Genomic DNA, 14,412 nt, shown 5'->3' with positions numbered 1-14,412 from the left:
TATTTTGAACTTGGGCAGTGCTCACAATCCTCACGTACTGTCTGTATGCTCCGGTTTTTGTGCGCTGGCCGCATTCAAACTAACTGTATCAATTACGCCCATTTTAGCTATTTTATTTTTGTCCAACAGTGCGCGCGCGGCGGTTTCGACGGCATCGACAGTGATGTCTTCGACCTGCGGGCCGGCGTGCAACAAAATGTGGCGGGTTAGTGGATACCAACGCAGATATTTCTCTGGCCGGGATTCAAACAAAGCCACCACCGGGATTTGCAGTGCTGAACTAATATGCACCGGCGCACTGTCGGCTGAAATCACCACATCCAACTGGCTGGCGGCAGCCACAAACTCATCAACCGAGGGGGTTAATAAAGGGCGGCCCGCGATACTTGCCAACTGTTGCTCACTTGGTGGCTCTTGAGGGTCATAAAGAATGATGATATCGGCCTGAACACTGAGTTTCAGCGCCAACTGTTGCCACTTCTCCCAACTCCAACGCCGTTGCGGGGCTTTGTTAGAGACAAAAAAACCGACCCGTGGCCGCTTTTTTTCACCGAGTTCTGTCTGCCATTTCGCCTGCAATTTGGGATCAGGATAGATATACAATTTGAGCGTATTGATATCCACCGAGTTTAACTCGGGCATCAGTGTAAAACCGGAGAGCGCTTCGTGGCGTATCGGCCGGTTAACAATATGGTCAGGATTGCGGTCATCAAACTCACTGGCTGGGGTATGCCAGCGGCTATCGGCCACATTAAGTTGCCTGGCGAACTGAATACTGTTTTTATTCATGCCGCCATTAGGAATAACCAGCAGATCAAAGCGCAAACGCCGTAATTGCCAAATCAAGGCCAAGCGATCAAGAAGGCCTTTAAGCCTGCCAGGTTGCTGATTTCGTTCACATTGCTTGCTGTAAACGTAAGTATGTACTGCACTGACATCAGGATTGCGTGCCAATGCTGCCCGGTTGTATTTGTTCGCTAAGACATGAATCTTAGCGGCAGGCCAACGCTGTTTGAGGGCATGTAAAAAAGCAGTCGTGCATATCATATCGCCAAGGAAATCAATTCGGATAACCAAAATGCGCTGCATTGATACTTCTTCCCAGAAATAGTTTTATGCCTTATTAGACATTAAAATCCTCTGAGCAATAACAAAAATAAACATCAATTTAATATCTATTTATGTAATGAATGTTTTTGCCATGCATAACGCGCGATAGTCAGTGTGCAACGCAGTGCCCGCCAGAACTCATGTTTGTTACCAATTCCACGGAATAGGGCTGAATGTAACTTCAATTGGCAGAACTTGGTGGCGAGTACGCTGCGTTCTGGCGAGGTGGATAATCTTTTGCGCATCAGCCCCAAAAAATGGCCGCTCTCTTGGTTAGCATGGCGGAGCAAAGCACGGCGTAAGTCGGGTTCTGCCGTGTCAGAAATATCAACTAATCCTTTGATAATGTTGATATAGCTGTTTGCCCGCAGTAAGAGATCTCGAGTTGAATGGGAGTGAGTGATTGAGCTGGGATTTGTGCGGTAGCCATAAAATGGTGCGGCACAGTAACCCACACGTTGTGCCACTAATGCCAGTTCGGCTGTCCACAGAATATCTTCATGTAACATTTTGGGGATGAATGCGAGCTGGTGGGCTTGAATAAGATCACGGCGAATGAGTTGCAGCCAGACATAATGTGGCCACTCATTGCGCTCAACACTCTCAATAATCCACTGTTTACCACTAAGCACCTGATCCCAAGACTGTTTATGCAGCAGTGGAGGGCTGGCGGGGTGATGGGGGGCAGTGACGAAGGGATAGCCATTGCCAATCAATAAGTCGAGTTTTTGTTGATTAGCTTGCTGTAACCAGGTTGATAAAGCTTCAGGATCCAGCCAATCATCTCCATCGGCAAAGGCAATCCAGGTTCCGGTCGCCCGGGCTATTCCAGCATTACGCGCCGCAGATAGCCCCTGATTCTGTTGATTGACGATGATGAGCCGGGAGTCGCGGCGCGCGGCGTTTTCTAAAACCGAGAGGCTGTTATCCGTCGAGCCATCATTAACAGCAATAATCTCTAATGATGGACAAGACTGATTCCATAACGAGTCGAGCAGCTCCGTGAGGTACGGCATACAATTAAATACCGGCACTATGACGGTAATATCCTTTTTATTCATAACCTTATTATCCTTAATATAGGTTTTTTTTTGAAAAGCGGGTTACCCCGCTTCGAATTGCCTGGTGATATTCTCCAACTGCTCTTGTGCATCCAACCAATGCATCTCAGTTTCTTCCAGCTTGGATTTCACCTGTGTCTGCTGCTGTAAGCATTGGGTGAGATCGCTCTTGCGAGCCATGTCGTACAGTGCGGAATCAGCGAGTTGCTCCTCAACTGCCGCTAATTCGGTACTGAGTTTATCCATCTGTTTTTCCAGCGTCATAATTTGCTTACGCAACGGCTGGGTTTGGCTGCGGAACTCAGCATCACGGCGTTTTTGGTCTTTGCGTTGCTGTGCGCTGTTGCCGGATAACTCTTTGCCGGGGTTATCTTGCTGGCTTTGTTGGCGCTGTACATCCACCAGAAACTGTTGATAATCCTCCAGATCGCCGTCGAACTGCTCCACTTTACCATCGTGTACCAGGTAAAGGTCATCAGTAGTTGACCGTAATAAGTGACGATCATGGGACACCACCACCAATGCACCTTCGAAATCAATCAGTGCCTCGGTCAGCGCCTGGCGCATATCAAGATCCAGATGGTTGGTCGGTTCATCCAGCAGCAACAGGTTAGGGCGCTGCCAGATAATCAGCGCCAATACCAGCCGCGCCTTTTCACCACCAGAGAAGCGGGCGGTAGGGTCGGTAACCTGATCCCCCTGAAAACCGTAGCCACCGAGATAATCGCGCAACTGCTGCTCCGGCTCCTTGGGGGCCAGGCGGCTCATATGTTGCAGCGGAGATTCATCTGCTCGTAAGAATTCAAGCTGATGCTGGGCGAAGTAACCCAGTTTAATCCCTTTGGACAGACCGATTTCACCACTTTGTGGCTCTAAAGTCCCTGCTAACAATTTGATTAAAGTGGATTTACCCGCGCCATTGCGGCCTAATAAACCAATGCGCGAGCCGGGCACCAGATTGAGCTTGATAGATTCTAAAATAGTGCGGTCACCATAACCGGCGCTGACTTTGTCCATCCGCAACAGCGGGTCTGGCAAGCTTTCCGGTGTGCGGAAACTGAAGTGGAATGGATTATCCACATGGGCCGGTGCAATCAGCTCCATCCGCTCAAGCATTTTAATGCGGCTTTGGGCTTGCTTGGCTTTGGTCGCCTGGGCGCGGAAGCGGTCAATGTAACTTTTCAGATGCGCGACTTTTTCTTGCTGATTCTGATACATCGATTGTTGTTGCGACAGCTTAGTCGCGCGCTGGCGTTCGAAAGATGAATAGTTACCGGTGTATTCATTCAGCGTTTGCTGTTCAATATGCAGAATTTTATCGATAATAGGATCAAGGAAATCGCGGTCATGGGAAATCAGCACCAGTGTGCCGGGGTAGCTTTTCAGCCATTTTTCCAGCCAGATCACCGCATCCAAATCTAAATGGTTGGTCGGTTCATCCAGCAACAGTAAATCAGAGCGGCAAACCAGTGCTTGCGCCAGGTTAAGGCGCATCCGCCAGCCGCCGGAAAATGAACGCACCGGCTGCTGTAATTGCTCTTGAGAAAAGCCCAGCCCGTGGAGCAAACTGGCAGCACGCGACTGAATAGTCCAGGCGTCGATGGCATCGAGTTTGCCATGCACGGTAGCAATGGCATGGCCGTCATTTTTTTCATTGGCGGACTGAAGTTCGGCCTCCAACTGACGATATTCGCGATCGCCGTCGATAACATACTCTATCGCCGGCACATCCAGAGCGGGGGTCTCTTGGTTGACCCAAGCCAGCGCCCAGTTACTGGGAAAAGTGGCATTGCCCCCATCGGCGCTGAGTTCGCCTTTGAGCAACGCCAACAGAGTGGATTTACCACAGCCGTTTTTGCCGACCAGCCCGACCTTTTGTCCAGGGTTAATCGTTGCTGTCGCGTTGTCCAGCAAGACACGAGTACCACGTCGAATTTGTAGTGAGGAAAAAACAATCATAGAGTGCCGTATGTTTAGGATATGTTAAATTATCATCCCCTTGGTTCTTGAGGTTGCCGACTGACAACGCCAATGACTTCGGGTACAAATCTTAGTCTTTTTGGTCTTTGCGAAGCATGGTAACGGAAAAACCGGACCCTGACGACGCTTTGGAGGGGAATGATGTCGCAGCCACCAAAGGTTTTGCTGCTGTATGCCCATCCGGAATCACAGGACTCGGTCGCTAACCGGGTTTTATTGCAACCGGTGCAGCAGCTAGAGCATGTCACTGTGCACGATTTATATGCACATTATCCGGATTTTTTTATTGATATTCACCATGAGCAGCAATTGCTCCGCGAGCATCAAATTATTGTCTTTCAACATCCTCTTTATACTTACAGTTGCCCGGCGTTACTGAAAGAGTGGCTGGATCGGGTGCTGGCGCGTGGTTTTGCGAATGGGGTCGGGGGGCATGCTTTGACCGGTAAATATTGGCGTTCGGTGATAACCACCGGCGAGCCAGAAGGAGCCTATCGTGTTGGCGGCTATAACCGCTACCCGATGGAAGATATTTTGCGGCCCTTCGAATTGACGGCAGCTATGTGCCATATGCATTGGATGAATCCGATGATTATTTACTGGGCACGGCGGCAGAAACCGGAAGTCCTGGCTAGCCATGCGCAAGCTTATGGGCAGTGGTTGCAGTCACCGCTACCGACGGGAGGGCACTGAATATGGAAGGCTCGGCGCTACTGACCGCGATTTTATTATTTTTATTTGCCGCTGTGGTGGCGGTTCCCATTGCCCAGCGCCTCGGTATTGGGGCGGTTTTGGGCTATTTGATTGCGGGTATCGCCATTGGCCCTTGGGGATTGGGCTTTATTCGTGATGTCGACGAAATACTCCATTTCTCCGAGCTGGGCGTTGTCTTCCTGATGTTTATCATTGGGTTGGAGTTGAACCCAGCCAAGCTTTGGCAGTTACGGCGCTCTATTTTTGGCGTCGGTGCGGGTCAGGTGGTGATAACCGCTGCGGTGCTGGGGGCATTACTCTACTTCAGCCATTTTGCCTGGCAGGCGGCGGTGATTGGCGGTATCGGTTTGGCGATGTCCTCAACCGCGATGGCATTGCAGCTAATGCGGGAAAAGGGCATGAACCGCAATGAAGGCGGCCAGCTCGGTTTCTCGGTGTTGCTGTTTCAGGATATGGCGGTGATCCCGGCCTTGGCGCTGATTCCTATTTTGGCCGGTGGCGGCGGGGCGGCGAATGATTGGGTCAAGATTGGCATCAAAATCGCGGCTTTTGCCGGCATGCTGATTGGCGGCCGCTATTTGCTGCGCCCATTATTCCGCTACATTGTGGCCTCTGGTGTGCGGGAAGTGTTCACTGCTGCGGCTTTGCTGGTGGTACTGGGTTCGGCGCTGTTTATGGATGCTCTGGGCCTATCAATGGCGCTCGGGACTTTTATCGCCGGGATATTACTGGCTGAAAGTGAGTTCCAGCATGAGCTGGAAATTGCCATCGAACCCTTTAAAGGGCTGTTGCTCGGGCTATTTTTCATCTCAGTCGGGATGGCTTTGAACCTCGGCGTCTTGTTTACTCATTTGCTGGATGTGCTGCTCGGTGTTCTGGCGCTGGTCTTTATCAAAGGCACGGTGCTGTATGGTTTAGCGCGGACATTTGGCTTGCGCCGTTCGGTGCGGCTGCAATTTGCTGGGGTGCTAAGCCAAGGGGGCGAATTTGCTTTCGTGTTATTCTCAGCGGCATTCTCTCAGCACGTGTTGGATGCTGAGCAACTGGCATTGCTGCTGGTGGTTGTCACTCTCTCAATGATGACCACGCCGCTATTGATGCAGGGGATTGACCGCATTTTGGTCCGCCGTTACAACGCGCAGGAAGAGAGCGACGAGAAGCCGTTTGTTGAAGATAATGACCCTCAGGTGATTATTATCGGCTTCGGGCGCTTTGGTCAGGTGATTGGCCGCTTACTGATGGCGAACAAAATGCGCATTACTGTGTTGGAGCGCGATGTCAGTGCCGTCAGTGTGATGCGCAAATACGGCTATAAAGTTTACTATGGTGATGCTACTGAGCTGGAACTGTTGCGGGCGGCCGGAGCGGAAAAAGCCAAAGCTATCGTGATCACCTGTAATGAGCCGGAAGACACCATGACGCTGGTGCATTTGTGCCAGCAACATTTCCCCAACTTACACATTCTGGCCCGTGCCAGAGGGCGTGTTGAAGCGCATGAGTTGCTGCAAAACGGGGTTAAAGATTTTACGCGCGAGACTTTCTCCAGTGCGCTGGAGTTGGGGCGAAAAACGCTGCTGGAGTTAGGGATGCATCCGCATCAGGCCTACCGAGCACAGCAACATTTCCGCCGTCTCGACATGCGAATGTTGCGTGAGCTGGTGCCGCAGCATCATGGGGATGTCGCGCAAATTTCCAGAATTAAAGAAGCCCGCCGTGAACTGGAAGATATTTTCCAACGAGAAATGCTGCATGAAAGTCGGCAGTTAGATGGGTGGGATGAATACGAATAATGCCGGAGAAAATGATGGCAATTACGTCAAATAGCAAGACAGCAACACGGAAAAGATTCATCGCCGGGGCTGTTTGTCCGCAATGTAAGGCACTGGATACGCTGGCTTTATGGCGTGAAGACCAAGTGGAAGTGGTGGAGTGTGTTAAGTGCGGTCACCATCAGCGTCAGACGGACGAACAGGTCAATCAGCATGTCCGTGAGAATGAACAAGTGATCGGAATTTTCGATCCAGAGTAGCGTTATTCTTCGTGTTTTTTTATGCTGGAGAGTACAGCGGTGCAGATTTCCGCTACAATCTGTGCCAATTTTTGTTCCAAGGGTAGGAGATATCATGAAAGTAGCAAAAGACTTGGTGGTCAGCCTGGCTTACCAGGTGCGTACAGAAGACGGTGTGTTAGTTGATGAGTCTCCGGTGAGCGCGCCGTTGGACTACCTGCACGGCCACGGTTCTCTGATCGCAGGTTTGGAAAAAGCGCTTGAAGGCCATGAAGCGGGCGACAGCTTTGACGTGCGTGTAAACGCCGACGAAGGTTACGGCAGCTATGATGAAAATCTGGTGCAGCGCGTACCGAAAGACGTCTTTATGGGCGTTGACGAGTTGGAAGTTGGCATGCGTTTCCTGGCTGATACCGATCAAGGCCCAGTGCCAGTCGAAATCACTGCTGTTGAAGGCGAGCACGTTGTGGTTGATGGTAACCACATGCTGGCGGGTCAGGATTTGAACTTCCACGTTGAAGTGGTTGCAATCCGTGAAGCAACAGAAGAAGAACTGCAGCATGGTCACGTACACGGTGAGCATGATCATCACCATGAGCACGGTGACGGTTGCTGCGGTGGCCATGATGAAAGTGACCAAGGTCATGAACATGGTAAAGGCGGTTGTGGTAAAGGCGGCTGCGGCTGTCACTAACATCTGACCTGCCACTAACATTTGATAGGGTCAGTCAAAAGCCAGCCTTGCGGCTGGCTTTTTGCTATTTATGTCAATCGAATTGCAACTGCGCGAGCTAATAGTGCGGCGGCGGTGGTTCTTCTGCTGGTGAAGCCATCATGGAAGACTGAGACTCTCGCAGCTTATCGGTCAATAAACGTAGATGCTCGCGTAATTTGGTTATTTCCATCTGGTGATCCGTCACGATCAAATTGAGTTCCTCAATCGTCACTTCCTGAAATGCCAGACGGCTCTCCAGCGTTTCTAGCCGTTGTTCAAACAGGGATTGTTCCATCTTAGTGTCCTCTTATAACTGCAAACCATACCCTCTGATCACTTTCCATTTGATGGTCGCTTTCTCTTCGACGGTCATAAAACAGGGGAGGGATAATTCTACTGGTAAAACCCCATTATTACCCTGCGAGGGTCAAGATATAGATAAAACGAAACTTCTTGTAGTAAAAAAAGTCTTAATATCACTTAATAGCATCTGCATAGAGATTGTTTTGTGTTCGCACAGACAGTTATAGTACAAGACACACTTATAATCGTTGCTTGGGGTAAGTGTCCTTAAGCCAATGGAGAAATGGATGAAATCACTGTTTAAAGTAACGCTACTGGCTACCACCATGGCGCTGACCCTGAATACCTCTGCGACTTTTGCTGCTGAAACAGCCAAAACTGCTGATGCGGCAGCAACGACAAATAGCGCATTTAAAAATGATGACCAACAATCTGCATATGCATTAGGTGCATCATTAGGGCGTTATATGGATAACTCCCTGAAAGAACAGGAAAAGTTGGGCATCAAACTGGATAAAGACCAGTTGATCGCCGGTGTACAGGATGCTTTTGCGAGCAAAAGCAAACTGACCGATGAAGAAATCGAAAAAACTCTGCAAGGTTTTGAAGCGCGCGTAAAAGCTTCTGCTCAGGCTAAAATGGAGCAAGATTCTAAAGAAAACGCCGATAAAGGTGCTAAGTACCGCGAAACCTTCGCTAAAGAAAAAAATGTGAAGAAAACCGCATCTGGCCTGCTGTACAAAGTAGAGAAAGCCGGTACCGGTGAAGCACCAAAAGACAGTGATACCGTGGTCGTTAACTACAAAGGGACTCTGACCGATGGTACTGAGTTTGATAACTCTTACAAACGCGGTGAGCCACTGTCTTTCCGTCTTGATGGTGTTATCCCTGGTTGGACCGAAGGCCTGAAGCAAATCAAGAAAGGCGGCAAGATAACTCTGGTTATTCCACCAGAATTAGCTTACGGCAAAACTGGCGTCCCAGGCATTCCAGCCAACTCTACTCTGGTATTTGATGTAGAGCTGTTGGATGTTAAAGCGGCACCTAAAGCTGATGCTCAAGAACAACAACCTGCTACGGACGCAAAAGCTAAAAAATAATTTAGCGCCTTTGTTGTCATAATCGGGTACTCGGTTCTGCTTATAACCGCTGCGATAATTGTCGTGGCGGTTTTTTTTGCGGTATATCTGTCTTCTGCTCGTTGATAACTTGACGATTTATGCTTTGTGGGCTTAACGTCAAGATCACGCGCAAACGCAAGGATTTTATCTCGGCATATTTGCTAGACTTAAAATTCAATATATTTGAGTTATGAGTCTGCCAACGATATTGAGACAGGCTTTATGTAGAGGATGGTGTCTTCGATGTCTAATTCGCTTCTCAGTAGCGAAACCAGTGAACTGGATTTACTGGATGAACGTCCGTTCAGTCAGACGGACCATGAAATACTCAAATCATACGAAGCTATCGTTGATGGCTTGGCGATGCTTATTGGCAACCATTGTGAAATAGTCCTGCATTCACTGGAAGACCTGAAAAACTCTGCGGTAAGAATTGCTAATGGCGAACATACAGGCCGGCAAATTGGTTCGCCGATAACCGACCTGGCCCTGCGGATGCTGCATGATATGGCGGGTGCAGACAGCAGTGTTTCAAGAGCCTATTTCACGCGCGCCAAAAGCGGTGTGCTGATGAAGTCTGTCACTATCGCTATCCGTAATCGCGACCAGCGCGTTATTGGTCTGTTATGTATTAACATAAATCTGGATGTGCCTTTCTCGCAAATCATTAAGACTTTCATGCCACCGGAAACTCAGGAGGTTGCTTCCTCAGTAAACTTTGCTTCATCAGTCGATGACTTGGTGGCGCAAACACTGGAATTTACTATTGAGGAAGTGAATGCTGACCGCAATGTGTCTAACAATGCGAAGAACCGCCAGGTTGTTCTCAATCTGTATGAGAAAGGTATTTTTGATATCAAAGATGCAATTAATCAGGTTGCTGAGCGGCTAAATATTTCCAAACACACGGTTTATCTCTACATTCGCCAGTTCAAAAGTGGCGATCTCGTGGGACACGAGCGTTAATGTCAGGGGCAAAGGTGGCGAAATATTGTCTGATGGTCACAGGCCCAGCCTATGGCACCCAGCAGGCCAGCAGCGCCTATCAGTTCGCCCAAGCACTGATAAGTTCAGGTCATAATTTGGTTAGTGTTTTTTTCTACCGCGAAGGTGTTTTGAATGCTAACCAATTAACCGCGCCTGCTAGTGATGAATTTGATTTGGTACGCGCGTGGCAGCAACTCGCGCTTAACCATTCGATTGAGCTAAATGTTTGTGTAGCGGCGGCATTGCGCCGTGGTGTTACTGACCAAAATGAAGCTGACCAACTCGATTTGGTGAGGGCGAATCTGCAACCCGGCTTTACCTTGAGTGGGCTAGGTGCACTGGCTGAAGCCGCATTAACCTGTGACCGCATGGTGCAATTTTAATGGCAGAGAATGGTAAGAATAGTATTGCTTTTGTTTTCACCCAAGGCCCGCATGGTAATTCAGCGGGGCGGGAAGGGTTAGATGCCTTGCTGGCAACTTCTGCTTTGAGTGAAGACATCGGGGTATTCTTTATTTCGGATGGTGTTTTGCAGCTTTTGCCACAGCAGCAGCCAGAAAAAATTCTCTCCAGAAACTATATTGCAACTTTCGGTGTCTTACCTCTGTACGATGTTGAGAATTGTTATATCTGTGAAGCCTCATTGCAGCAGCGTGGATTGAGTGAAGTGACGGATTGGATACTTGATGTTGCGGTGTTATCTCCGGTAAATTTACGCCGCCAATTGGCAAATTATGATGTTGTACTGACTTTCTAATGAGATTTAGGTAGCCATAATGCTGTATACCGTCAGTCATTCACCTTATCACTGCGATTTATCTGCATTGCTAAGATTAGTTACATCAGAAGATGAAATTCTATTTCTGCAAGATGGCGTGATGGCGGTTTTAAAAAATAGTGAAAGTCTTAACTTGTTGTTAAATAACCCCGCTTCGCTATTTGTATTGGAAGATGACGTTATTGCCCGTGGCTTGGGTGGTCAAATTTCAGACAAAATTACGCTAATCGGTTATACTCGCTTTGTGGATTTGACCCTAAAACATCAGCAGCAACTGGCATGGTAATGCAGTCAATGCTGTATATTTCTTGACACCTTAGATAGTCAGCCATAAAATTCTGCGTCCTCGTTCTCTGCCAGTAGTGCAAACGAGGGGGATTTATCACGTGTTTACGAAGCAAAAAACCAGGAGCTTTTTTAATAATGGCAACGATTAACCAGCTGGTTCGCAAGCCACGCAGCATGAAGGTTGCTAAAAGCAACGTTCCTGCGCTGGAAGCATGCCCGCAGAAACGTGGTGTATGTACCCGCGTATATACAACCACCCCGAAAAAACCTAACTCCGCACTGCGTAAAGTTTGCCGTGTGCGTTTAACTAACGGTTTTGAAGTCACCTCCTACATCGGCGGTGAAGGTCATAACCTTCAGGAACACTCCGTGATCCTGATCCGTGGCGGTCGTGTTAAAGACTTGCCAGGTGTGCGTTACCACACCGTTCGCGGCGCGCTTGACTGCTCAGGTGTTAAAGACCGTAAGCAATCACGTTCTAAGTACGGCGTGAAGAAGCCAAAGGCTTAATGGTTCTCCGTTAAGTAAGGCCAAACATTTTCACATTAATGTCAAAATAAACTCTTAGAGTTTTGGACAACCCTGAATTAACAACGGAGTATTTCCATGCCACGTCGTCGTGTAATTGGTCAGCGTAAAATTTTACCGGATCCTAAGTTCGGATCTGAATTGCTGGCTAAATTTGTAAATATCCTGATGGTAGATGGTAAGAAATCTACTGCAGAAGCAATCGTCTATACCGCGCTGGAGACCCTGGCTCAGCGTTCTGGTAAAGATTTTCTGGAAGCTTTCGAAGTAGCTCTGGACAACGTGCGCCCGACTGTCGAAGTTAAGTCTCGCCGCGTTGGTGGTTCTACTTATCAGGTACCAGTTGAAGTTCGTCCGGTTCGTCGTAATGCCTTGGCAATGCGTTGGATCGTTGATGCTGCTCGTAAACGCGGTGATAAATCCATGGCTTTGCGCTTAGCGAATGAACTGTCTGACGCAGCAGAGAACAAAGGTTCTGCTGTTAAGAAACGTGAAGACGTTCACCGTATGGCCGAAGCTAACAAGGCGTTCGCGCACTACCGCTGGTAATCACCACGCAGTAGTCATGCTACCCATGCGGGCGCTTTAAGCCAACCCGCATGGGTTAACCGAATGAACGCCCTAGGAATAGAGGAATCAAATGGCTCGTAAAACACCCATTGAGCGCTATCGTAATATCGGTATCAGCGCTCACATCGACGCCGGTAAGACAACCACTACCGAACGTATCCTGTTTTACACCGGTGTAAACCACAAGATCGGTGAAGTTCATGACGGCGCAGCCACCATGGACTGGATGGAACAGGAGCAGGAGCGTGGTATTACCATTACTTCTGCGGCTACTACCTGCTTCTGGTCTGGTATGGCTAAACAGTACGAACCACATCACGTCAACATCATTGACACCCCTGGGCACGTTGACTTCACTATCGAAGTAGAACGTTCCATGCGTGTTCTTGATGGCGCGGTAATGGTTTACTGTGCAGTTGGTGGTGTTCAGCCACAGTCTGAGACCGTATGGCGTCAGGCTAACAAATATAAAGTTCCACGCATTGCGTTCGTTAACAAAATGGACCGTATGGGTGCTAACTTCCTGAAAGTTGTTGGTCAGATTAAATCTCGTCTGGGCGCGAATCCAGTTCCATTGCAACTGGCAATCGGCGCGGAAGAGAAATTCACCGGTATTATCGACCTGGTGAAAATGAAAGCGATCAACTGGAACGAAGCTGATCAGGGCGTGACCTTCGAATACGAAGAGATCCCGGCTGATATGGCTGAACTGGCTGCCGAATGGCACCAGAATCTGGTTGAATCTGCTGCAGAAGCGTCAGATGAGCTGATGGATAAATATTTGGGCGGCGAAGAGCTGACTGAAGAAGAAATCAAGAAAGCTTTGCGTCAACGTGTTCTGCGCAACGAAATCATCTTGGTTACCTGTGGTTCTGCGTTTAAGAACAAAGGCGTACAGGCAATGCTGGATGCAGTTATCGACTATCTGCCAGCACCAACTGACGTTGAAGCAATCAACGGTATTTTGGACGATGGTAAAGATACTCCGGCTGTTCGTCACTCAGACGACAAAGAGCCGTTCTCTGCACTAGCATTCAAAATTGCTACTGACCCGTTTGTGGGTAACCTGACGTTCTTCCGTGTGTACTCTGGTGTTGTTAACTCCGGTGACACCGTGTTGAACTCAGTACGTTCACAGCGTGAGCGTCTGGGCCGTATCGTTCAGATGCACGCAAACAAACGTGAAGAGATCAAAGAAGTTCGTGCAGGCGACATCGCAGCAGCGATCGGTCTGAAAGATGTGACGACGGGTGACACTCTGTGTGATCCAGCTAATCCGATCATCTTGGAACGTATGGAGTTCCCAGAGCCAGTAATCTCTGTTGCCGTTGAACCAAAAACCAAAGCCGACCAAGAAAAAATGGGTATGGCTCTGGGTCGTCTGGCGAAAGAAGATCCATCATTCCGCGTTTGGACTGACGAAGAATCTGGTCAGACTATCATCGCTGGTATGGGTGAGTTGCACTTGGATATCCTGGTTGACCGTATGCGCCGCGAATTTAACGTGGAAGCAAACGTTGGTAAACCTCAGGTAGCCTACCGTGAAACTATCCGCGATACCGTTAAGGACGTGGAAGGTAAGCACGCTAAGCAGTCAGGCGGTCGTGGTCAGTACGGTCATGTTGTTATCGACATGTCTCCGTTGCCACCGGGTGGTGTTGGGTATGAATTCGTCAACGAAATCGTTGGTGGTTCTATTCCTAAAGAGTTCATCCCTGCTGTTGATAAAGGTATCCAGGAACAACTGAAAGCCGGTCCTCTGGCTGGTTACCCGGTTGTTGACGTTAAAATCCGTCTGCACTACGGTTCTTACCATGACGTTGACTCCTCAGAATTGGCGTTTAAATTAGCCGGTTCTATCGCCTTTAAAGAAGGGTTCAAACGAGCTAAACCAGTTCTGCTTGAGCCAATCATGAAGGTTGAAGTCGAAACCCCTGAAGATTACATGGGTGACGTAATGGGCGACCTTAACCGTCGTCGTGGTATCATCGAAGGTATGGAAGATACTGCTACCGGTAAAACCGTTCGCGTCAAGGTTCCGTTGTCTGAAATGTTCGGTTATGCTACTGACCTGCGTTCTCAGACTCAGGGCCGTGCTTCTTACTCCATGGAATTCCTGGAGTATGCTGAAGCACCTAGTAACGTCGCTAAAGCCGTTATCGAAGCCCGTGGCAAATAAGCTTTCGGGTTTAAAACAATGATCCAGTGCTCTCTCATAAGTGGGAGAGCACAAGAGTAAGGAATATAGT

General features: G+C 48.9%; 16 protein-coding genes. 12 read left to right on the top strand and 4 right to left on the bottom strand.

The features are described 5' to 3' along the window. Positions 1-30 precede the first annotated feature (30 nt). The 3 genes from FTA91_RS19150 to FTA91_RS19140 all read right to left on the bottom strand — a co-directional run bounded on the left by FTA91_RS19150 (position 31) and on the right by FTA91_RS19140 (position 4,130). Complete coding sequence (locus tag FTA91_RS19150) at positions 31-1,089, bottom strand: glycosyltransferase family 9 protein (RefSeq protein WP_235896878.1); 1,059 nt, start codon at positions 1,087-1,089, stop codon at positions 31-33. 86 nt (positions 1,090-1,175) lie between these two features. After that, on the bottom strand, positions 1,176-2,171 hold the full coding sequence (locus FTA91_RS19145; RefSeq protein ID WP_050116221.1) for a glycosyltransferase: 996 nt from the start codon (positions 2,169-2,171) through the stop codon (positions 1,176-1,178). A gap of 42 nt (positions 2,172-2,213) precedes the next feature. Further along, entirely contained in the window at positions 2,214-4,130 is a 1,917-nt protein-coding gene (locus FTA91_RS19140; protein ID WP_050116222.1) for an ABC transporter ATP-binding protein, read from the bottom strand. Positions 4,131-4,292: 162 nt separating this feature from the next. Here FTA91_RS19140 and kefG point away from each other — a divergent pair, with 162 nt between their 5' ends. The 4 genes from kefG (at position 4,293) to slyD (ending at position 7,567) form a co-directional block, all read left to right on the top strand. After that, a complete protein-coding gene (kefG, locus tag FTA91_RS19135) occupies positions 4,293-4,844 on the top strand; it encodes a glutathione-regulated potassium-efflux system ancillary protein KefG (RefSeq protein WP_050116224.1) in 552 nt (183 codons plus the stop codon). A gap of 2 nt (positions 4,845-4,846) precedes the next feature. After that, positions 4,847-6,655, top strand: a complete 1,809-nt coding sequence (kefB, locus tag FTA91_RS19130; protein ID WP_050116225.1) for a glutathione-regulated potassium-efflux system protein KefB — start codon at positions 4,847-4,849, stop codon at positions 6,653-6,655. 14 nt (positions 6,656-6,669) lie between these two features. Further along, the gene (locus tag FTA91_RS19125; protein WP_050116257.1) at positions 6,670-6,894 is read left to right on the top strand and encodes a YheV family putative zinc ribbon protein; all 225 of its coding nucleotides are present in this window, start codon (positions 6,670-6,672) and stop codon (positions 6,892-6,894) included. A 94-nt stretch (positions 6,895-6,988) separates the two neighbouring features. After that, positions 6,989-7,567 carry a peptidylprolyl isomerase gene (slyD, locus tag FTA91_RS19120; RefSeq protein WP_050116227.1) on the top strand — a complete coding sequence of 193 codons (579 nt, stop codon included), beginning with the start codon at positions 6,989-6,991 and terminating at the stop codon, positions 7,565-7,567. Positions 7,568-7,664: 97 nt separating this feature from the next. Here the strand turns inward: slyD and FTA91_RS19115 are convergent, their stop codons facing one another. Then, complete coding sequence (locus FTA91_RS19115; protein WP_050116229.1) at positions 7,665-7,883, bottom strand: SlyX family protein; 219 nt, start codon at positions 7,881-7,883, stop codon at positions 7,665-7,667. Between the two features lie 295 nt (positions 7,884-8,178). Between FTA91_RS19115 and fkpA the strand changes: the two genes are divergently transcribed. The 8 genes from fkpA (at position 8,179) to fusA (ending at position 14,342) form a co-directional block, all read left to right on the top strand. Further along, the gene (gene fkpA / locus FTA91_RS19110; RefSeq protein WP_050116231.1) at positions 8,179-8,991 is read left to right on the top strand and encodes an FKBP-type peptidyl-prolyl cis-trans isomerase; all 813 of its coding nucleotides are present in this window, start codon (positions 8,179-8,181) and stop codon (positions 8,989-8,991) included. Between the two features lie 264 nt (positions 8,992-9,255). Continuing rightward, positions 9,256-9,978 carry a helix-turn-helix transcriptional regulator gene (locus FTA91_RS19105; protein ID WP_050116232.1) on the top strand — a complete coding sequence of 241 codons (723 nt, stop codon included), beginning with the start codon at positions 9,256-9,258 and terminating at the stop codon, positions 9,976-9,978. Continuing rightward, entirely contained in the window at positions 9,978-10,382 is a 405-nt protein-coding gene (gene tusD, locus FTA91_RS19100; protein WP_050116234.1) for a sulfurtransferase complex subunit TusD, read from the top strand. Before FTA91_RS19105 ends, tusD begins: the two co-directional genes overlap by 1 nt. After that, on the top strand, positions 10,382-10,756 hold the full coding sequence (gene tusC / locus FTA91_RS19095) for a sulfurtransferase complex subunit TusC (RefSeq protein ID WP_050116235.1): 375 nt from the start codon (positions 10,382-10,384) through the stop codon (positions 10,754-10,756). The genes tusD and tusC overlap by 1 nt, the downstream gene beginning before the upstream one ends. A gap of 19 nt (positions 10,757-10,775) precedes the next feature. Then, entirely contained in the window at positions 10,776-11,063 is a 288-nt protein-coding gene (gene tusB / locus FTA91_RS19090) for a sulfurtransferase complex subunit TusB (RefSeq protein ID WP_050116237.1), read from the top strand. Positions 11,064-11,200: 137 nt separating this feature from the next. Then, the gene (gene rpsL / locus FTA91_RS19085; RefSeq protein ID WP_002212323.1) at positions 11,201-11,575 is read left to right on the top strand and encodes a 30S ribosomal protein S12; all 375 of its coding nucleotides are present in this window, start codon (positions 11,201-11,203) and stop codon (positions 11,573-11,575) included. 96 nt (positions 11,576-11,671) lie between these two features. Then, positions 11,672-12,142, top strand: coding sequence for a 30S ribosomal protein S7 (gene rpsG / locus FTA91_RS19080; protein ID WP_002212324.1), 471 nt, complete (start codon positions 11,672-11,674; stop codon positions 12,140-12,142). 91 nt (positions 12,143-12,233) lie between these two features. Further along, positions 12,234-14,342, top strand: coding sequence for an elongation factor G (gene fusA, locus FTA91_RS19075; RefSeq protein WP_049562153.1), 2,109 nt, complete (start codon positions 12,234-12,236; stop codon positions 14,340-14,342). The last annotated feature ends 70 nt before the right edge of the window (positions 14,343-14,412 follow it).

It is taken from the genome of Yersinia thracica (genome assembly GCF_902170565.1).
GTDB lineage: Bacteria > Pseudomonadota > Gammaproteobacteria > Enterobacterales > Enterobacteriaceae > Yersinia > Yersinia thracica.
The sequence above is the reverse complement of the archived record's forward strand: the minus strand, read 5'-3'. Positions and strand labels throughout refer to the sequence as shown.